Origin of the sequence: Trichococcus patagoniensis, from assembly GCF_003051085.1 — a bacterium.
GTDB lineage: Bacteria > Bacillota > Bacilli > Lactobacillales > Aerococcaceae > Trichococcus > Trichococcus patagoniensis.
Genome location: NZ_QAOM01000029.1, coordinates 1 through 17,977 on the forward strand (window position 1 = coordinate 1; position 17,977 = coordinate 17,977).

Genomic DNA, 17,977 nt, shown 5'->3' on the forward strand with positions numbered 1-17,977 from the left:
GTCACACCTGTTCCCATCTCGAACACAGAAGTTAAGCTTCTTAGCGCCGATTGTAGTGAAGGGTTTCCCTTTGTGAGAGTAGGACGTTGCCGCGCAAACGAAAAGCAAGCATGCAGGTTATCCCTGATGCTTGCTTTTTTTTGCGTTTTTTCAGATTAATCCCAGTTATTGATTTTGTTTCCCGAACAGCTGCACAGCGTAAAGAAATTCCCCGTCATAATGGACGCCGATGCCTACCTCCAGGAAATCGGGATGAATCATATTCGCGTAATGCCCTTCACTTTCCACCCATCCATCGAACAAAAATTCGGCCATACCTTCTTCGTCCTTGAAATAGGTCGCCATTGCCAGATTTTCTCCGACTATTTGATAAGGGTACGAGTAATCATCGGTCAGGATAACCGTGTAAAAATCGGTTCCATCCGGCCGGGTGTGCGAAAATGATGTCTTGGTTTCAACGGCCCGATAATCGGCCGCCGCTTTAAGGGTTTCATTTTTGGTAAGGGGAAGCAAGCCTTGCTCAAGGCGAAGCTCATTCAGCAAAACCATGATTTTATCTTCCACTAGGGTATAGTCGATTTCATCAGGTCGGGTGAAGGGCGCTATGAGCAGGTCGACGCCTTCAGGGCTTGTCAGCACTTGAATTTTCTCAGCCACATCCGTTTGGACTACTTGCTCGAGGAACGGGAATTTTTCGTTCAAAGCATTACGGTTTATTCCGTATCCGACCAACAACGCTGCTATGCCAGTGAACAGCAGGCCTCTAATGATTCGCATCCGCACCGCTCCTTTCATATTTTTAAATAGTTTGTTACCGGAAAATATCCAGTAGATTCAAGTATGTTCCCATTATAGTCAATTCTCCGCACAATGTCCTGAAGAAAGTCTGGGATTCGTTTTTTGATCGGTAATTTGCTAAAATGGGGGTAAGAATCGAAAGATGGAAACCTGTTGTGCGGATTGCTGAAGGGGGAATTCCTATGAACAAAAGGTTTGGATGGTTGCTTGTTGCCTGTGTCGGTGTCTTTGCTGCGTGCCAAAACGAAACTGAAAGTGCAACCTCAGATTCTTTGGTGAGCGAAGAATCTACTATTGCTGCCGAGGCTGAGGAAAATATAACTAAAACGATTCTTTTTTCAAGCGGTGTAAGGGACGGAATCACCAGAGGCGACAAATATAACTATTTTGCGTTAGAAGGTAGCGCTGAAGGGTATGATCAAGTGACGACCATCATCGAAGGAACGGCTGTCGACTACCGAGAGACGAACAACGTGTGGGAGTTTGATTATCCTTATCAAGGACCTAGTGTAGAAACAGAAATTACCTTCACGACGGATACATCCGTCATCTATGGCGATACCGGAATCGAACTGGCTGATCTTGCTCCTGAAAGTTATGTCACCATAACTTTTATGCCAAATGAGAACCCAACGATAACTCCGCCTGCTTATACTGTCAATGAGGGGGAAGCGCAAAACTTTTTGAGCGACGATTCCGGGATAAATGAATTGGTAACGGTAACGGAAATCCGGGAAATAGATGCGCTGGAGGAGCTCAACCCGCTTGGAGAAAAACTATTGGAAGTGGAAATACAATATGTCAACAACGGCAGCGTCGATACGTATATCGCACCCAACTACTTTTCGGCACTTGATGCCGAGGGGAAAAACCTGCCTTTGCGCTATACCCATTTCTGGCTACATACTGTGGCGCCCGGGGAGTCCTTCACAGATAAGGTTTATTTTGACATCACCAGTGAAGGGCCGTATGCCATCCAATTTTTTGATGGCGCTTGGATCGACAGCGAGGAAGCGGACGGGACAGTCAATGATATCTAGCTGACTAAAAGATTTCGAAAAACTACGGGAATTTGTCGGGTACGGCGCTGTTGCTAAATAATGGATAAAAGGAAACAGCCTTGTACAGCGAAAGCTGTGCAAGGCTGTTCGTACGTTTTCTGAGGTACGGCTGCAAAAATTGTGCGCTACTTTTAGGTACGGACAACCAAAACATCACACGGTGCATGACGGACCACATAGTTAGAGACCGATCCAACAAAAGCCCTGGTGATCGCACCTTTGCCGGTCGCTCCGATGACGATAAGATCGATGTTGTATTCTTTTGGAAATGCTTCAGCGATCAGTGTCATTGGGTTACCATTGGTTACAGATTTTTTGATTTCAATGCCTTCATTGGTGGCGAATGTCATCATTTCATCCAGGAATTCAAATTCCATATCCTTGTATGCTTCCGTTAATCTGGATTCATATTCAGGGCTAAGAGGAACATTGCGTGTGTCCTTGACAAAGATAATATGTAACGCGGCGTTATTGCGTTTGGCAATGGCAACAGCTTTTTTGAACGAATCTTCTGACTGACCTGAACCGTCAACGGGAACCAAAATATTTTTGTATTCTGCTAACATTTCTACCCGCTCCTTTTTTGATTTTGTTCAGAAAACGCTTCCTACACTCATTCTACAACAACATGGTTTGAAAAGGAAGCCGGGAAGAGGTGACAAAAATGAGAATTATTTGGCATAACTATTAAAAACAAATGAAGCATGCTAAAATAAGTTTACGAAAAAGAAAGGGATGAAGAACGAATGGCGGAAGCGAATCAAGAACGGGAGATAAGATTTTGCAGGCAGACGAAGGTGATTCAGACACATCATGTCTTTCCATTCGATTCAAATTACCACGGTACTTTGTTCGGAGGAAAGCTGATGAGTATGATCGATGATTGTGCGGCAATTTCTGGAGAACGTTTCGGTCGTACGACCAATGTGACCGCATCGGTGGACACATTGAACTTCATCAAGCCGCTTCCTACAGGACACTCAGTCTGCATCGATACGTTTGTGTCCGGAGCAGGAAAGACGTCCATGGAAATCTTCACAAAAGTGACCGGGGAAAATCTTCGGACGGGTGAACGTTACTTGGCGGCTACCTGCTTTTTGACCTTTGTGGCGCTTCCTGATGAAAATGGGGATAAAGTCTGTCTTCCGAAAATCGTACCGGAAACGGTCGAAGAAAAATTCATCAACAGCGGCTATGAAGAGAGACGGCAAAAGCGGAGAGCCGATCTGGACTACCAAAAAGAGCTGCATGAGCACCTCACGATTGAGATCCCTTGGGCGGACTAGCTTTTACAAGAAGAACTAGCGCGGCGAGACTTGATTTCGGCCAAAAACGGAAGTAAATAAATACAAATGATGAAGCAGGAGTGTGTCAACGTGTCGAAAACTAACGGAAAAGATCTATTGCAGAACCCATTTTTAAACAAAGGGACCGCATTCACTTTGGAAGAACGGGCAACATTGGGATTGGAAGGTTTATTGCCGACTGCAGTCCGTACATTGGAAGAGCAGGAAGCGATTATCTATGCGCAATTAGGCCAACTGAGCGATGCCTATTCGAAACAAAAGCATCTGATGAATATCTATGCCCAAAACCGTGTCCTTTTTTACCATGTCATCGGGAAGCATGTAACGGAGTTGTTGCCGGTCATCTATACGCCGACCATCGCTGACACAGTCATGAATTATTCGCGGGATTACCAGATTCCCCAGGATGCGGTCTATTTGGATGTGAATCGCCCGGAAGCTATCCGTAGCGCCTTGCTGAACGGCAGCAAAGGGATGGATGAAGAAATCAAAATGATGGTCATTACGGATGGCGAAGGTGTGTTGGGTATCGGCGATTGGGGCATCCAGGGCATCGCCATCTCTGTCGGTAAACTGGCTGTCTACACCGTTGCATCCGGCTTGAATCCGAAACAGGTGTTGCCGATCGTCATCGATGCGGGAACAAACAATGAGCAGCTGCTGGAAGATCCGTTATATCTCGGCAACAAACACAAACGAGTGACCGGAGAAGCCTATTATCCGTTCATCGAGACGTTCGTTGAAGAGGCTTCCGCGCTGTTCCCGGATGTCCTGTTCCACTGGGAAGATTTCGGCCGAGACAACGCCGCCAATATATTGGAACAGTACCGCGATAAAATCTGCACATTCAATGATGACATCCAGGGGACCGGGGTGATGATGTCCGCAGCGATGGATTCGGTTGTGCGGATCACAGCCAAACCGATCACCGAACATAAAATCCTTGTTTTCGGAGGCGGAACTGCCGGTGTCGGTGTTTCCGACCAAATCCTTATGGAAATGCTGCTGCAAGGGGCCGACGACGAAGAGGCCCGCAAACAGTTCTTCATGGTCGATCGCTATGGTTTGGTCACCGCTGACATGGCAGATCTTACGCCTGGCCAACAAAAATATGCGCGCGCAGCGGAAGAATTCCCTACACAGCTGACCGATTTGGCTGAAATCATCGATGCCGTCAAACCGACCGTGCTGATTGGGACATCAGGCCAAGCCGGTGCCTTTACGGAAGCAGTCGTCCAGAAGATGGCAGCATACAATGAACGTCCGGCAATCATGCCGATCTCCAATCCGACTAGATTATGCGAAGCAAAGGCTTCGGATGTAATTGCATGGTCTGAGGGAAGAGCGTTGGTCGTCACCGGCAGCCCATCCGATCCGATCGCATACAATGGCGTGGACTATAAAATCGGCCAGGCGAATAACGCCTTATTGTATCCGGGTTTAGGTTTTGGGATCGTCGTTGCCAAAGCGAAGACAGTGACGGACAGAATGCTGTCCGCTGCAGCGCACGGCATCACTTCCCTACAGAACTTGGAGGAAGCGGGAGCAGCGATTTTGCCGCCGGTTTCCCAGTTGCGCGAAGCCTCTAAATTGGTTGCGGCAGCAGTCATCCAAGCAGCCATCGAAGATGGCGTAAATGGTGTTGAAATATCGGACCCGATGGAAGCTGTCGAAGCTGCCGTCTGGAAAGCAGAATATTAGAACAAAAAGCACGTTCAAAAACGGAAGAAACGACAGGAAGGAACGGGATGAATGGAATATCGGATTGAACATGACTCATTAGGGGAAGTAAAAGTAGCAGCGGATAAATTATGGGGTGCACAGACACAGCGCAGTCTGGAAAACTTCAAGATCGGAATCGAAAAGATTCCGATGGAAGTCATCTACGCATTGGTCGAAATCAAGCGGGCTGCCGCAGCATCAAACCATGAAGTCGGTTTGTTGGACGAGACCGTGGCAAAGGGCATCCTTTTGGCGGCTGATGAAGTACTTGAAGGAAAGTGGGACGATCAATTTCCGTTGTCCGTTTGGCAGACCGGAAGCGGCACGCAATCCAACATGAACGTGAATGAAGTGTTGGCGAACCGAGGCAACCAGCTTGTCGACGGCGGCATCCATCCCAACGATCACGTGAACAAGGGCCAGAGCTCGAATGATACATTCCCGGCTGCCATGCACATCGCCGGTGTGCTGTACATAAAAAACAAATTGTATCCGGCAATTGAGCAATTAATCGGCACACTGACCCGCTTGGAGCAGGAAAATGCGGCAATCGTCAAATTGGGCCGTACCCATCTGCAGGATGCGACGCCGTTGACATTAGGCCAAGAAATCAGCGCATGGCGCGTCATGCTTGAAGAAACCAAGTCCATGATCGACGACTCCTTGAAATACATGCGACAAATCGCATTAGGCGGGACAGCGGTCGGAACGGGCCTGAACGCCGATCCGATCTTCATCCAGAAAACAATCGAGAAGGTTGCGGAACGCACGGGCGAGCCCTTCGTCGGTGCCGAAAACAAATTCCATGCGCTGACAAGCAAAGATGCTTTCGTGCATACGCACGGGGCAGTCAAAGCATTGGCGGCCAATTTCTACAAAATTGCAAATGATGTCCGTTGGCTGGCAAGCGGCCCAAGAAGCGGAATCGGCGAAATCAGCATCCCGATGAATGAGCCGGGAAGTTCGATCATGCCCGGAAAAGTCAATCCGACCCAATCCGAAGCTGTGACGATGGCCTGCATCCAAGTGATGGGCAACGACAGCGCCATCGGCTTTGCGGCTTCGCAAGGGTCTTTCCAGCTGAACACCTATATGCCGCTCATCGTGAACAGCTTCATGCAATCTGTCCGGCTGCTTGCGGATGCGCTGATCAGCTTTGATGAAAACTGCGCGAGCGGAATCAAGGCGGAACAAGAAAAAATCAACCATAACCTGACCAATTCCTTGATGCTGGTGACTGCGTTGAACCCGTACATCGGCTACGAGAAGGCAGCCAAAATCGCCCAGAAGGCTTTCGTGGACGGCACTTCCCTGAAGGAGGCGGCTGTCGCGATGGGACATGTCACTGCTGAAGAGTTCGATAAGTACGTGGACCCGATGAAGATGGTATAATTTTTTCCGACGAAGTTCGGATCGGCAGGCAAGTCCAGTCGATCCGTTTTTGTCGTCTATTGTTTTGAAACAAATCGAAAAGAGGAGATTGATTCATGGATATTACCTTGGAATTGATGAAGCACAGCATTTTGGAAGGCGAACGGATTTTGCTGCGTCCGGTTGGTTTGGTGGATGCTGCGGATATGTTCGAGTATGCTTCCGATGAAGAAACGACCCGTTTTGTCTTCGAAACGCATCGCGATCGGGCGATGACGGAAGAGGCCATCGCGAATTACTTCATGGCGGCGCCTGCGGGAAAGTATGCGCTTGTAGTGAAGCATACCAAAAAAATGATCGGTACGATCGATATCCGTCCGAATATGAATGACCGCATTGCGGAAATAGGCTATACACTGAACAAGGATTACCGCGGAAACGGCTATATGACCGAAGCAGGAAAGCTTGTCACGGCGTTGGCTTTTGAAGTTTTGGGAATGGAAAAAGTCTTTGCGATGCATGATATCCTGAACCCGGCATCGGGCGAAGTGATGAAGCGGCTCGGGATGCAGCCGGAAGGCGTATTGCGCAGGCATAAAGTCTTCAAAGGGCGCAGCTGCGATATGGCTTATTACGGGATTTTGAATGAAGAGTATCTCCTACAGGCCAGCGAAGTCTGAACGATAAAAAAGCATTTGCTATTTCGGAACTTTTCTCATACAATGATTATGATTGAATGTAAGGAACAGTAGATGGATGATGGGCAAAGAGAGTCTTTCCTAGGCTGGAAGAGGGACCCCCACTGATTCGTTGAACCTACCTGACAAATAGCCATAGAAATATGGCCGGTTTTCTGCCGTTACCAGATGTCGAGTTGGGCTTTCGCCAATAATGAAGGCCAATGAAGGTGGTACCGCGGAAATACATCAGGAAAGTATATTTCGTCCTTGTTAAGGATGGATTATGCTTATTTTTTTGCAATCAAATAGAAAAAATATTTTAAAATCAGGAGGAAAAACATGAGTACCTTACAAAAAGAAGATTTTTCAGCATGGTATATCCAAACCATCAAACAAGCTGATCTGATGGATTATTCACCTGTACGTGGCTGCATCATTTTTAAACCGGACAGCTATGAAATTTGGGAACATATCCAGGAAGAATTCAACGCACGTTTCAAAGAGGAAGGCATCCGCAACGCCTACTTCCCGATGCTGATTCCAGAATCATTCTTCACAAAAGAAAAAGACCATATCGAAGGCTTCAGCCCGGAACTGCCATGGGTAACGGAAGCTGCCGGCGAAAAATTGGAAGAACGTTTGGCATTGCGTCCAACATCGGAAACGATGATCGGTACGGCTTTCGGTGACTGGATCAATTCTTACCGCGATCTGCCGATGGAAATCAACCAATGGGCTAACGTATTCCGTTGGGAAAAGAAAACATTGCCGTTTTTGCGTACTTCCGAATTCCTTTGGCAAGAAGGGCATACTGCCCATTCCGATGAAGAAGATGCGCGCCGTCGCACCATGCGTATGCTGCAAGTCTACAAAGAAGTCATCGAAGGTTTGTTGGCAGTGCCTGTCTACGAAGGGCAAAAAACGCCTTCAGAACGTTTCGCAGGTGCGGTTGATACATTCTCTGTAGAAGCGATGATGAAAGACGGAAAAGCAGTCCAAGCCGGCACTTCCCACTATATGGGCACAAAATTCGCGGAAGCATTCGACATCAAATATTTGAACCGCGATAACGAGCACGTTTATGCGCATACTACTTCTTGGGGCGTCTCCACCCGTTTAATCGGTGCGGTGATCATGGTCCACGGCGACGACCAAGGATTGGTCTTGCCTCCTAAAGTCGCAGCGAAACAAGTTGTCTTGATGCCGGTTGGCCCATGGAAGAAGAAACCTGAAATCGTGGAACGTCTGGAAGTATTGCAATCAGAATTGAAGTCGGCTGGTATCCGCGTTCTCTTGGATGACAGCGATAATTCGCCTGGATTCAAATTCAATGAGTGGGAACTGAAGGGCGTACCGATGCGCATCGAATTCGGACCGCGCGATATGGAAAACAACCAAGTAATGGTGAAAATGCGTGACCTTTCCGACAAAGTGGCTGTATCCTTGGATGAGATTATGACCTTCGTGCCAAAAGCATTGGATGACATGCAAGTCCGTCTGTTGGAAACGGCCCGCGAAAACCGCAAAGCCAATGAATACACAAATATCGATACGTTGGACGAACTGAAAGCACATATCGAAGCGAAGAAAGCAGCCGGCGAAGTGCCTGGATTCGTATTGGCAGGATGGGACGGCGAACTTGAAACGGAAGCGAAAATCAAGGAAGAAACTGGCTTCACGACCCGCAATATGCCTTTCAACCCGCCAGTCGAAAAAACAACCTGTATCGTATCAGGCAAACCAGCCAAACACACCGTCTGGTTGGCCAGAGCATATTAAGAGAATGGAGGATGCACTGTGACCGTGAACGGTCAAGTGTATCATGTCTCTAAGCGATTAAAATCGCAAGAGCCATGACAAATCCCGCTCTAGAAATCGAGCACTAAGAGGACATTACGAGAACGGCCGCTTTTTGACCGTGACGTAATGTCAGCTTAGGCACAGATTTCTGGGATTCAGAGTTCGATTACAAGGATACAAATCCCGTCCTCCGGTGAACGGAGGCTTCGCCGGAGTTCGGCCAGCATTTAGCATCCGTTCTCCGGTTAGGGGAGCTTCATCGGAGAAGCGGCCGGAAATTACCGGTGTTCTCCGGTGAAGGGATCCTCACCGGAGCTGGATGGCGCTGTCCCAGCTTTCCTCCGGCGAACAACATCTTCAGTTGCGTCCGGGGCATGCCGAAGCGACAAGCCTATACCCGCGCCATCGAAAAATGGGCACAAAAAGAAGGGGTGTATAAAAACTAGAAAATACCATTCTAGTTTTTATACACCCCTTTGATTTTATCTGGCAATGGAATTTATGCTCAGAAATTGAACCCAGGATCAAATCCCCATACCACTGAACCACAAAGAAGCCATCTCATTTTATTATGGGATGGCCTCTCTTTTTAATAGCTATTTCTTGTCGGCATCCTCTGGGTGCAGGTGCACGATTTTGTTCCCGCCCAAAATATTTTTCACTTCAGTTCGGCGTTTGTCTTTTTGAGCTTCGACCAGTTTCTTCGGCGTAATGTCATTTCCTTCGGGATCGACAACTTTTGAATTCAAAAGGATGTCGTCAAAAGAACTGCGGAACGATTTAATGTAGGTTTGACGCAGTTGTTGCTGCTCGATTTTTTCGGTTTCGGTCAGACCGCCCGGCGTTTTGGCTTTGCGGGCCAATTCATTGATTCTGTTTAATAGTTTTTCCATTTATGTTTCTCCTCTCATGTCGAAGGAGATCTCAGAAGTGTTTGTTGTACCAAGCTTTCGCTGCAACAACCTCTTCATTCGTCAGTGAGTGTCCAGCGTTTCCCCAATAAATGGATACATCACTGCCGGCTCCTTCCAGTGTTGCCTTCAATTCCGTACTTTCTCCCGGTGCGCAAAGCGGATCATTTGTGCCCGCACCGATAAAGACAGGAAGGGAATGCAGATCAGGCAATTGACGATTGCGGAACGGTACCATCGGATGATGAAGGATGGCCCCTTTGACCGCATCTTTGAAAGAGTATATCATACTCCCGGCTATATTTGCACCATTTGAGTATCCGATCGCTACGATGTTATTCCGGTCAAAGCCGTACTCTGCCGAAGCATCATCCAGGAACGCAATCAATTCTTTCGTGCGGTAATCCAAGTCGTTTTCGTCGAATACACCTTCTGTCAAACGGCGGAAATAGCGGTTCATGCCGGATTCGGTCACGTTTCCGCGCACACCCAGCAGGGAGGCTTCCGGATCAATCGCCTCTCCGAGGAAAAACAGATCGTGTTCGGTTCCGCCTGTGCCATGCAATAACAGCAGCAACGGTCTTTCCGGGTTCCCTTGTTTGAAAATATGTTGATGATTCATTTAAATCAATCCTCTCTATTTATACGTTGCGGACTTCAAACGGAATGAGTCCTGCCGTCAGTTCGTCGCGTCTGTCTTCGTACTGCGGCGGCAACATCAATTTCTGGCCCATCGTTTCGCGCGGCTCATCGATAGCGAACCCAGGTGTGTCCGAAGCGATTTCGAAAAGGATGCCGCCCTTTTCCCTGAAGTAGAGGGCTTTGAAATAATTGCGGTCCCGGACGGGCGTGGGGTGTTGTCCAAGGGCGGTGACGTGCTTCAGCCAATCCAGATGATCCGCTTCATCTTTGGCGCGCCATGCGATATGATGGACGGTTCCGACACCCATCACGCCGGCGCCGATTGAAGTCATCTTGATATCGACGGTATTGGCGAGGTCAGCTTCGGAACGGAAACGGATCAGGTCATCTTCCTGGGCGATGCGTTCCAATCCCATCACTTTTTCGACGACAGCTGCAGTTTCCTCGGGCGCTCCCGTCAACAGGACAACTCCCGCAAAACCTTTGATGGCATATTCTGAGGGGACGCCGTTGAAGGAATACGGGTTATTTTTTCCGTCTTCACGTTCCACCAATTCCAGATGCAGACCATGCGGATCATCAAAATCCAGATACGTTTCCCCGAAACGGGCCGTCTTATCGTACGGCACGTTGTAATCGGACAGACGTTTTTCCCAGAATGGCAGGGATCCAGCCGGAACCGCATAAGCGGTGATGCCGACCTGGCCATCGCCGATGCTGCCTTGGCGGGATTTGGCCCACGGGAAGAACGTGATGATGGTCCCGGGTTCCCCATCCGCATTGCCGAAGTAAAGATGATAGGTTTCCGGATCGTCGAAGTTGACGGTCTGTTTGATCATGCGCATTCCGAGCACGCCGGCATAAAAATCGACGTTTTCCTGTGGATGACCCACGATAGCTGTAATATGATGGATCCCTGCTGTTTTCTTCATTATAAAACACACTCCTTTTGAATGATTTTGGTTTCAGTAAATATATTATCTCGAATTCGAAATAATAATAACACGACAGATTCGTGCTGTCAAATAGTAAGCGTGGGGTCGCTGGTAAATAAAAAGTTAAGATAGCAGTAAAATTTACCGGAGCGCATATGCTATAATTAAACCTACAACAACAGAGGAATGAGGGGTAAATTTGCAGGATAGCAGCATCGATCAAGTCATACGGGATTTTGTCAGTAAAGGCATTGCGGCCCATCGCATCCATAGCCTGGATGAGCGATACGCCATCAACCACCTATTGGGTCTGTTAGGAATAGACGCTTATGATGTTCAAAAAATACCTTCCATTCCTTTGCCCAATTTGCTGGACTCACTGGATCGGATGATCGGCTATGCAGTTGCAAAACGACTGATTGCTGATTTTCCCGAAGAAATCGAAATCATGGAAGCGCAAATCATGGAACTGATCACACCGTTGCCTTCGGAAGTGAACAAACGTTTCTGGATGCATTATGAAGAAGCACCGATGCGGGCCACCGATGAGTTCTATCGTTTGAGTCAGGACAATGACTACATCAAGACCAGGAAAATCGCAAAAAACAAACATTTTTCGATCGATTCCAAATACGGCAAGCTTGAGATCACGATTAACCTTTCCAAGCCCGAGAAGACGCGCCAACAGATGGAAGCTGCGCGTCAATCGGAAGGCGGCAACTATCCTGTCTGTGCGCTCTGCATGGAAAATGAAGGATACAAAGGGAGAGCCGGTGCGGCAGCAAGAAGCAACCATCGGATTGTGCGGGTTCCTTTGTTCGGGGAAAACTGGGGCTTTCAGTATTCGCCTTATTCCTACTACAACGAGCACTGCATCATCCTTTCCGAAGAACATGTGCCCATGAATGTCACGGAAGAGACAATCGCGAACCTGTTGGAGATCGTGACGGTCTTCCCACACTATTTCATCGGTTCCAACGCGGGCTTGCCGATAGTCGGAGGTTCGATCCTCAGTCATGAACATTACCAAGGCGGGCGCCACCATTTTCCGATGGAGGCTGCCCAAGTGCTCCGGACCTTGGCGCTGGAAGGTTTCCCGGAAGTCGAAGCTGAAGTACTCTTTTGGCCGCTTTCGGTCATTCGTCTCCGTTCAGAGGATAGGGATGTAGTCGCTGCCGCTGCATGCGCCATTATGGAAGCATGGCAAAGCTACAGCGATCCGCAAGCCGAAATCTTAGCGGAATCGGCAGGCATGCGCCATAATGCGGTGACGCTCATTGCGCGCCGTGTCGGAGAAGCCTACGAATTGGATGTGGTGTTGCGGAATAACCGGACAACCGAAGCGTTCCCAGACGGCATCTTCCATCCGCATCAGGATGTCCAGCACATCAAAAAAGAAAACATCGGCTTGATCGAAGTGCTCGGCTTGGCCATCCTGCCGCCCCGATTGGATACGGAGCTCAATGAAGTTGCCGATTATCTGTTGGGGAAAACCGGTGACGTTGCCTCCTGCCATCGGGAGTGGGCCGAAGAACTGAAGCAGCAAGGGCCTTTTGAAGCAGATTCCGTCATGGAAATGATCCATGAGGCGGTCGGTAAAAAATTCCTACGCGTAATCGAAGATGCAGGCGTGTATAAGCAAACAGCGAAAGGGCAAGCCGGCTTGGATCGCTTTTTGAGCACACTTGAAAATCAGAAATGAAAATACATAGAAGAACGACGGAGGTGGAGTAAGTATGGCGACCATGAAGGACATCGCCGAAAGGGCAGGCGTCTCGACTGCGACAGTTTCGCGCGTGCTGAACCACGATGAGACGCTTTCTGTCGGCAAGGAAACGAAAGATCGGATCTTCGCAGCCGCGAAAGAGCTGAATTATACCAAAACGAAAAAAAAGAAAAGCAGGGAAAAAATCCTGTTGCTGCAATGGTACACCCAAGAAGAAGAGTTGGATGACCTCTACTATCAAGGGATCCGTCTAGGGGCCGAAGAACGCGCCGAAGCTGAAGGGTATAATGTCGTGCGCGTTTTCCATGATGTGACATTCGATATCGAAAAGGACGTCATCGGCATTGTCGCAATCGGTAAGTTTGGAGAGCGTCAAGTCCAACGGCTGATGGATTTCGGGAAGCCGTTGTGCTTTATCGACTCGGATCAATTCAAATGGAAACAGGATTGCGTCATTGTCGATTTTGCATCTGCGATGGAACAAGTCATTGCTGAAATGGACAGAGGCGAGCATACCAAAATCGGCTTTTTGGAAGGCAAGGAACTGACGAACGACAAAGAAATGCTGGTCCGCGATTTGCGCTCGGAGCTGTTTCTTGCTGAACTGCGCAAGCGAGGCTGGTACCGGGATAAGTATCACCGCAGCGGGAGCTTCAGCACTACCTCGGGATACGAGATGATGAATCAGCTGCTCAACGAAAACCGGGAACAGCTTCCGACGTTCCTGTTTGCCGAAAACGATGCGATTGCGATAGGAGCCTTGCGTGCTTTGCAGGAAGCGGATATTGCGGTACCTGATCAAATTTCGGTAGTCGGATTCAACGACAGCAAGGTTGCCAAATACGTCTATCCGACTTTGTCGACCATCCGTGTCGATACACGCGAGATGGGCAACACAGGTGTATCCTTATTGCTGGACCGCATCGCCTATCCGCGGAAAATTGCAAAGAAGATCAGCTTGTCCACGGAATGGATCAAGCGCGCGTCGACAAAGTGATTTTGTCAAAGCTGGCCGCTAACCGGAACTCCGGAACTCCGGCGAGCGGAGGCTTCGCCGGAGTTCGGGCCATATTCTGCTTCTGTTCTCCGATGACGGCGGCTTCATCGGAGTTAAATCCGATTTTACCGGTGTTCTCCGGTGGGTGGAAGCCTCACCGGAGTTGAACACCGTTTCCGCCGTGCTCCTCCGGCCAGTGGCCAAAACAAGAAAGAAGAAGAGGCTGCCTCATGTGAGGTGGCCTCTTCCCGTTCCATCAAAAATGAATTTTATTTTTTCCAATCATCGATTTTATCATTTGCCTTGTCAACTAAATCATCGGCTTTGTCATGGAGATCTTCTTCGACTTCAGCTTTTTTTTGTATTGCTTCGCCGCGTGCTTGTTGGAGTTTACCTTCCAATTCTTTGCCTGAGTCATCCACCAAGTCGCCGTATTCTTCTTTGATTTTGCCGACCACTTTGTCCTTCATGCCTTTTGCTTTATCGCCCAAATTTGAATCCATGATGTCTCCTCCTTTTTGATGTCACACTTTTTGGTTACGCTTACTATAACCTATTTTAACTTATCTGGTATCAAAATCAAGCAATAACCCTTGATTCCGACTGGGGCATCCAGCGTCATTCGGAAAGTATTTGGAAGGATGGATGCTTTTTATCGCTTTGATTAAATGCTATACTAGATGAGCAGAATAATCAGTGAAAGGAGGCTATTATAGATGAAAACATTAGCCATTGAATCCTCAAACCAGACCATGAGTGCGGCTGTATGCGAAAATGGCCGCTTGCTCGCAGAGGTCACCACCAACGGAAATCTTCAGCACAGCACCCAGTTGATGCCCGCAGTCGATCATGTCATGCAGCTTGCCGGATGGAAGCCTGCCGATTTGGAACGCATCGCTGTCGCTAAGGGTCCGGGGTCGTACACAGGGGTCAGGATTGGAGCGACCATCGCTAAAACATTGGCATGGACATTGGCGATTCCGCTAGTGCCGGTTTCCAGTCTGAAAGTTATTGCCGGCAATTGTGAAGGGGCAGCGCAGAAGCTTGTCCCTATGATTGACGCACGCCGGGGCAACTGTTACACAGCTGTTTATCAATTCGAGGACAACTTGTTGGTGGAACGCATTGCCGACACGCATATAGCCAGTGAAGATTGGTTCCAGCGCTTATTGGCGGAAGAAGGCACCTATCTGTTCGTGGGAGAGGATGTCAGCAAATACCGCGAGCGTATCGTTGCTTTATTCAAGGAACGCGCTCTGTTTGCGGGAGAATCACAGGCTTTGCCGCGAGCGAGCGTTCTGGCGACACTTTCGGAATCCGGAACAGCGGAGGATCCGCACACCTTTGTGCCAGCCTATTTGAAAAATCCGGAAGCTGAAGAAAAATGGGAAGAACAGCATCAGAGTAATCGGAGGGAAGACTACGTTGAAAGAGTGGATTCATCGATTTAAATCCGTGTACAAGGAAATTCAAACCGATGTCCGGTCATACATCCTTTCCAAGTTCGTTTACAAGTGCGTTCCCTCCGAGGAGGAAACCTATCTGCTGCATAATCAGCTACCCGTCAGATTGATGATCGGCAAGAAACAGCATATTCCGGATATTCTCTATATCGAACGGATGAGCTACAATGGCGCGACCCCTTGGGGAAGGATAGCGTTGGAGAATGATATGCTGCAGAATCCCAAGTCGCTGTATTACGTTCTGTATGAAGGGCATTCGCCCATTGCTTTTTTGGGGGTCAGAGTGGATGGGAAAGATATCCATATCACTAATTTGGCGGTAGTTCCCGAATTCCAGCAGATCGGTGCGGCTACTTTGTTATTGCGGAGATTGAAGGATTTTGCGGACGAAAAAGAGGCCGCCAGCATCAGTCTGGAAGTGCGGATTTCAAACCATCGAGCGAAGGACTTGTACGCGAAAATGGGTTTTCTGCCGGAGCGGGTCAAGCAGCACTATTATCACGGCGATGGCGAAGACGCTTTGGAGATGGTATGGCCCTTATCGGGAAAACAATCGGAAGAAAAGGAAGATGTTCATGCAACGCACGTTTGAAATCTGCGACCTGAAGGCGGACGCAGGCAAGTTAGAGCAACATGCACAGGCTTTGTACGAACTTACATTACTGGCTAACGAGGGGCATTCCAGTTGGAAAGCTTCTTCTTTCCTTTCTGAACTCAAGGATAATCATTCCCTTTATACAGGCTGCATGGAAGAAAACAAGTTGGTGGGCTACATTTGCTGCATGGCGGTTGTGGATGAGGCTTCGATCAATAATTTTGCGGTATCGCCTGATCATCAGGAAAAAGGCATCGGAACAAAATTATTGCAGGAGATGATCGTCTTGCTGCGAACGAAGGGGATGGAGCGGCTTTGGCTTGAAGTCCGTGTCTCTAATGAGGCTGCCTACAACCTATACAAAAAAATAGGCTTTACAAAAATATTCAAAAGGAAAAATTATTATCAGAATCCGATAGAGGATGCCTACATCATGGAATTGGCGCTGACATCGGAAAAGAAAGAGGAGGCTGAAGGCTGATGACGGAAACAGATGTGACCATACTCGCGATTGAGAGCAGTTGCGATGAAACAAGTGTAGCTGTGGTGAAAAATGGAAATACGGTCCTTTCGAATGTTGTCGCTTCCCAGATCAAAAGCCATATGCGCTTTGGCGGGGTCGTGCCGGAAGTGGCGAGCCGTCATCATGTCGAGCAGATTACCCAGATCGTTGAAGCGGCATTGCATGAGGCCCAGGTCACTTTCGATGCAATCGATGCGGTTGCGGTAACGCATGGCCCAGGCTTGGTCGGCTCGTTGCTGATCGGCGTCAGTGCAGCGAAAGCATTGGCTTTTGCGCATCAGAAACCGCTCATTCCGGTCAACCATATGGCCGGCCATATCTATGCGAACCAGTTGGTGACGCCGATGCGCTACCCGTTGCTGTCATTGGTTGTCAGCGGGGGGCATACGGAATTGGTGTATATGGAAAAGGACGGCTCTTTCGACATCATCGGCGAAACGCGGGATGATGCGGCGGGAGAGGCTTACGACAAAATCGGCCGCATTTTGGGCTTGCCTTATCCTGGCGGCAAAAAAATGGATGAAATGGCTCACGAAGGCAAAGAAACGATGCATTTTCCACGCGCTATGATCAAAGAGGACAATTACGATTTCAGCTTCAGCGGTTTGAAAAGTTCCGTCATCAATACCGTCCACAATGCGCGCCAAAAAGGGGATGACATCAATCCTTACGACTTGGCTGCCAGTTTTCAGGCAAGTGTCGTGGAGGTTTTGGTGCATAAGACATTGCGCGCAGCCAAGGAAAAGAATATCAAGCAGCTGCTGCTGGCTGGCGGAGTCGCCGCCAACAGAGGCTTACGTGAGGCTTTGTCCGCAAAAATGGCACAAGAGCTTCCGGAAGTTGAGGTCGTCATTCCGCCGCTGTCGCTTTGCGGGGATAATGCGGCGATGATCGGGGCTGCTGCTTACACAGAATACCGACAGAAACATTTTGCTGGATACGATCTGAATGCACATCCCGGATTGGTTTTAGGAGAATAGGTAAAAAGAGAAGCGAGGCTGTATTTAGGAATTGCATTTATGTTCAGAAATAAGAGGCTGTCTTGTGATGAGATAGCCTCTTATTTGCGTTTGCGCCCACTTACCGGAGGAGTGCTTGTAAATTCGTCCCCAGCTCCGGTGAGCGGTCTGCTCACCGGAGCAAACCAGTAACAATCGGACTTAACTCCGATGAAGAGCTCTTCATCGGAGAACGGAAACGGAATGCGTCCTGAACTCCGGCGATGCCTTCGTTCGCCGGAGAAGAGCGCCGAGAGATCCCGTATCTGTCTGGTGTCCGCTAGCTGTAGCCTTCTAAATACCCGACCAGATATATGAATAAGGCTAAAAAATAAAAGAGGGACCGGCTCATTGTGGTATGCTACCTCTATATAGGACATTGAATTATTTCAAGTCTTATATAGGGGGTTTTTTTATGTCTAAAAGAGCTATGAAATTATCTGTCGAA

At 48.6% G+C, this 17,977-nt stretch carries 18 protein-coding genes and 1 rRNA gene; 13 read left to right on the plus strand and 6 right to left on the minus strand.

Annotated elements, in window-relative coordinates; all coding sequences use genetic code 11:
* A 5S ribosomal RNA gene (gene rrf / locus C8U37_RS13750) occupies positions 1 to 95 on the plus strand; the annotation flags it as partial.
* A gap of 70 nt (positions 96 to 165) precedes the next feature.
* Here rrf and C8U37_RS13755 read toward each other — a convergent pair.
* Positions 166 to 777, minus strand: a complete 612-nt coding sequence (locus C8U37_RS13755; RefSeq protein WP_170100316.1) for a CAP domain-containing protein — start codon at positions 775 to 777, stop codon at positions 166 to 168.
* 203 nt (positions 778 to 980) lie between these two features.
* On the opposite strand from C8U37_RS13755, the gene C8U37_RS13760 reads away from it, so the two are divergent.
* The gene (locus C8U37_RS13760) at positions 981 to 1,838 is read left to right on the plus strand and encodes a DUF4352 domain-containing protein (protein ID WP_108033785.1); all 858 of its coding nucleotides are present in this window, start codon (positions 981 to 983) and stop codon (positions 1,836 to 1,838) included.
* Between the two features lie 152 nt (positions 1,839 to 1,990).
* Here C8U37_RS13760 and C8U37_RS13765 read toward each other — a convergent pair whose 3' ends face one another.
* Positions 1,991 to 2,425 carry a universal stress protein gene (locus C8U37_RS13765; RefSeq protein WP_108033786.1) on the minus strand — a complete coding sequence of 145 codons (435 nt, stop codon included), beginning with the start codon at positions 2,423 to 2,425 and terminating at the stop codon, positions 1,991 to 1,993.
* A 180-nt stretch (positions 2,426 to 2,605) separates the two neighbouring features.
* Here C8U37_RS13765 and C8U37_RS13770 point away from each other — a divergent pair, with 180 nt between their 5' ends.
* The 5 genes from C8U37_RS13770 (at position 2,606) to proS (ending at position 8,718) form a co-directional block, all read left to right on the plus strand.
* Entirely contained in the window at positions 2,606 to 3,145 is a 540-nt protein-coding gene (locus C8U37_RS13770; RefSeq protein ID WP_108033787.1) for an acyl-CoA thioesterase, read from the plus strand.
* Between the two features lie 90 nt (positions 3,146 to 3,235).
* The gene (locus C8U37_RS13775) at positions 3,236 to 4,867 is read left to right on the plus strand and encodes an NAD-dependent malic enzyme (RefSeq protein WP_108033788.1); all 1,632 of its coding nucleotides are present in this window, start codon (positions 3,236 to 3,238) and stop codon (positions 4,865 to 4,867) included.
* A gap of 51 nt (positions 4,868 to 4,918) precedes the next feature.
* A complete protein-coding gene (fumC, locus tag C8U37_RS13780; protein ID WP_108033789.1) occupies positions 4,919 to 6,280 on the plus strand; it encodes a class II fumarate hydratase in 1,362 nt (453 codons plus the stop codon).
* Positions 6,281 to 6,375: 95 nt separating this feature from the next.
* On the plus strand, positions 6,376 to 6,939 hold the full coding sequence (locus C8U37_RS13785; RefSeq protein WP_108033790.1) for a GNAT family N-acetyltransferase: 564 nt from the start codon (positions 6,376 to 6,378) through the stop codon (positions 6,937 to 6,939).
* Between the two features lie 339 nt (positions 6,940 to 7,278).
* Positions 7,279 to 8,718: a proline--tRNA ligase gene (gene proS / locus C8U37_RS13790; RefSeq protein ID WP_108033791.1), complete on the plus strand. Its 1,440-nt coding sequence runs from the start codon at positions 7,279 to 7,281 to the stop codon at positions 8,716 to 8,718.
* Between the two features lie 617 nt (positions 8,719 to 9,335).
* Here proS and C8U37_RS13795 read toward each other — a convergent pair.
* The 3 genes from C8U37_RS13795 to C8U37_RS13805 are packed head-to-tail and all read right to left on the minus strand — an operon-like array spanning position 9,336 to position 11,224.
* Complete coding sequence (locus C8U37_RS13795; RefSeq protein WP_108033792.1) at positions 9,336 to 9,632, minus strand: DUF896 domain-containing protein; 297 nt, start codon at positions 9,630 to 9,632, stop codon at positions 9,336 to 9,338.
* 31 nt (positions 9,633 to 9,663) lie between these two features.
* Positions 9,664 to 10,272 carry an alpha/beta hydrolase gene (locus C8U37_RS13800; RefSeq protein ID WP_108033793.1) on the minus strand — a complete coding sequence of 203 codons (609 nt, stop codon included), beginning with the start codon at positions 10,270 to 10,272 and terminating at the stop codon, positions 9,664 to 9,666.
* Positions 10,273 to 10,291: 19 nt separating this feature from the next.
* Positions 10,292 to 11,224 (minus strand): ring-cleaving dioxygenase, encoded by a 933-nt coding sequence (locus C8U37_RS13805; protein ID WP_211306272.1) that lies wholly within the window; start codon positions 11,222 to 11,224, stop codon positions 10,292 to 10,294.
* Positions 11,225 to 11,426: 202 nt separating this feature from the next.
* Between C8U37_RS13805 and galT the strand changes: the two genes are divergently transcribed.
* Together galT and C8U37_RS13815 are read left to right on the plus strand one after the other, a co-directional pair.
* Positions 11,427 to 12,929 carry a UDP-glucose--hexose-1-phosphate uridylyltransferase gene (galT, locus tag C8U37_RS13810; RefSeq protein ID WP_108033794.1) on the plus strand — a complete coding sequence of 501 codons (1,503 nt, stop codon included), beginning with the start codon at positions 11,427 to 11,429 and terminating at the stop codon, positions 12,927 to 12,929.
* A 34-nt stretch (positions 12,930 to 12,963) separates the two neighbouring features.
* On the plus strand, positions 12,964 to 13,950 hold the full coding sequence (locus C8U37_RS13815) for a LacI family DNA-binding transcriptional regulator (protein WP_108033795.1): 987 nt from the start codon (positions 12,964 to 12,966) through the stop codon (positions 13,948 to 13,950).
* 269 nt (positions 13,951 to 14,219) lie between these two features.
* Here the strand turns inward: C8U37_RS13815 and C8U37_RS13820 are convergent, their stop codons facing one another.
* The gene (locus C8U37_RS13820) at positions 14,220 to 14,453 is read right to left on the minus strand and encodes a CsbD family protein (protein ID WP_108033796.1); all 234 of its coding nucleotides are present in this window, start codon (positions 14,451 to 14,453) and stop codon (positions 14,220 to 14,222) included.
* A 213-nt stretch (positions 14,454 to 14,666) separates the two neighbouring features.
* Here C8U37_RS13820 and tsaB point away from each other — a divergent pair, with 213 nt between their 5' ends.
* The 4 genes from tsaB to tsaD are packed head-to-tail and all read left to right on the plus strand — an operon-like array spanning position 14,667 to position 17,511.
* Complete coding sequence (gene tsaB, locus C8U37_RS13825) at positions 14,667 to 15,401, plus strand: tRNA (adenosine(37)-N6)-threonylcarbamoyltransferase complex dimerization subunit type 1 TsaB (protein WP_108033797.1); 735 nt, start codon at positions 14,667 to 14,669, stop codon at positions 15,399 to 15,401.
* Positions 15,376 to 16,005, plus strand: a complete 630-nt coding sequence (gene rimI / locus C8U37_RS13830; RefSeq protein ID WP_108033798.1) for a ribosomal protein S18-alanine N-acetyltransferase — start codon at positions 15,376 to 15,378, stop codon at positions 16,003 to 16,005. Before tsaB ends, rimI (C8U37_RS13830) begins: the two co-directional genes overlap by 26 nt.
* Positions 15,989 to 16,489: a ribosomal protein S18-alanine N-acetyltransferase gene (gene rimI / locus C8U37_RS13835; protein ID WP_170100317.1), complete on the plus strand. Its 501-nt coding sequence runs from the start codon at positions 15,989 to 15,991 to the stop codon at positions 16,487 to 16,489. The genes rimI (C8U37_RS13830) and rimI (C8U37_RS13835) overlap by 17 nt, the downstream gene beginning before the upstream one ends.
* Positions 16,489 to 17,511 (plus strand): tRNA (adenosine(37)-N6)-threonylcarbamoyltransferase complex transferase subunit TsaD, encoded by a 1,023-nt coding sequence (gene tsaD / locus C8U37_RS13840; RefSeq protein WP_108033800.1) that lies wholly within the window; start codon positions 16,489 to 16,491, stop codon positions 17,509 to 17,511. The genes rimI (C8U37_RS13835) and tsaD overlap by 1 nt, the downstream gene beginning before the upstream one ends.
* The last annotated feature ends 466 nt before the right edge of the window (positions 17,512 to 17,977 follow it).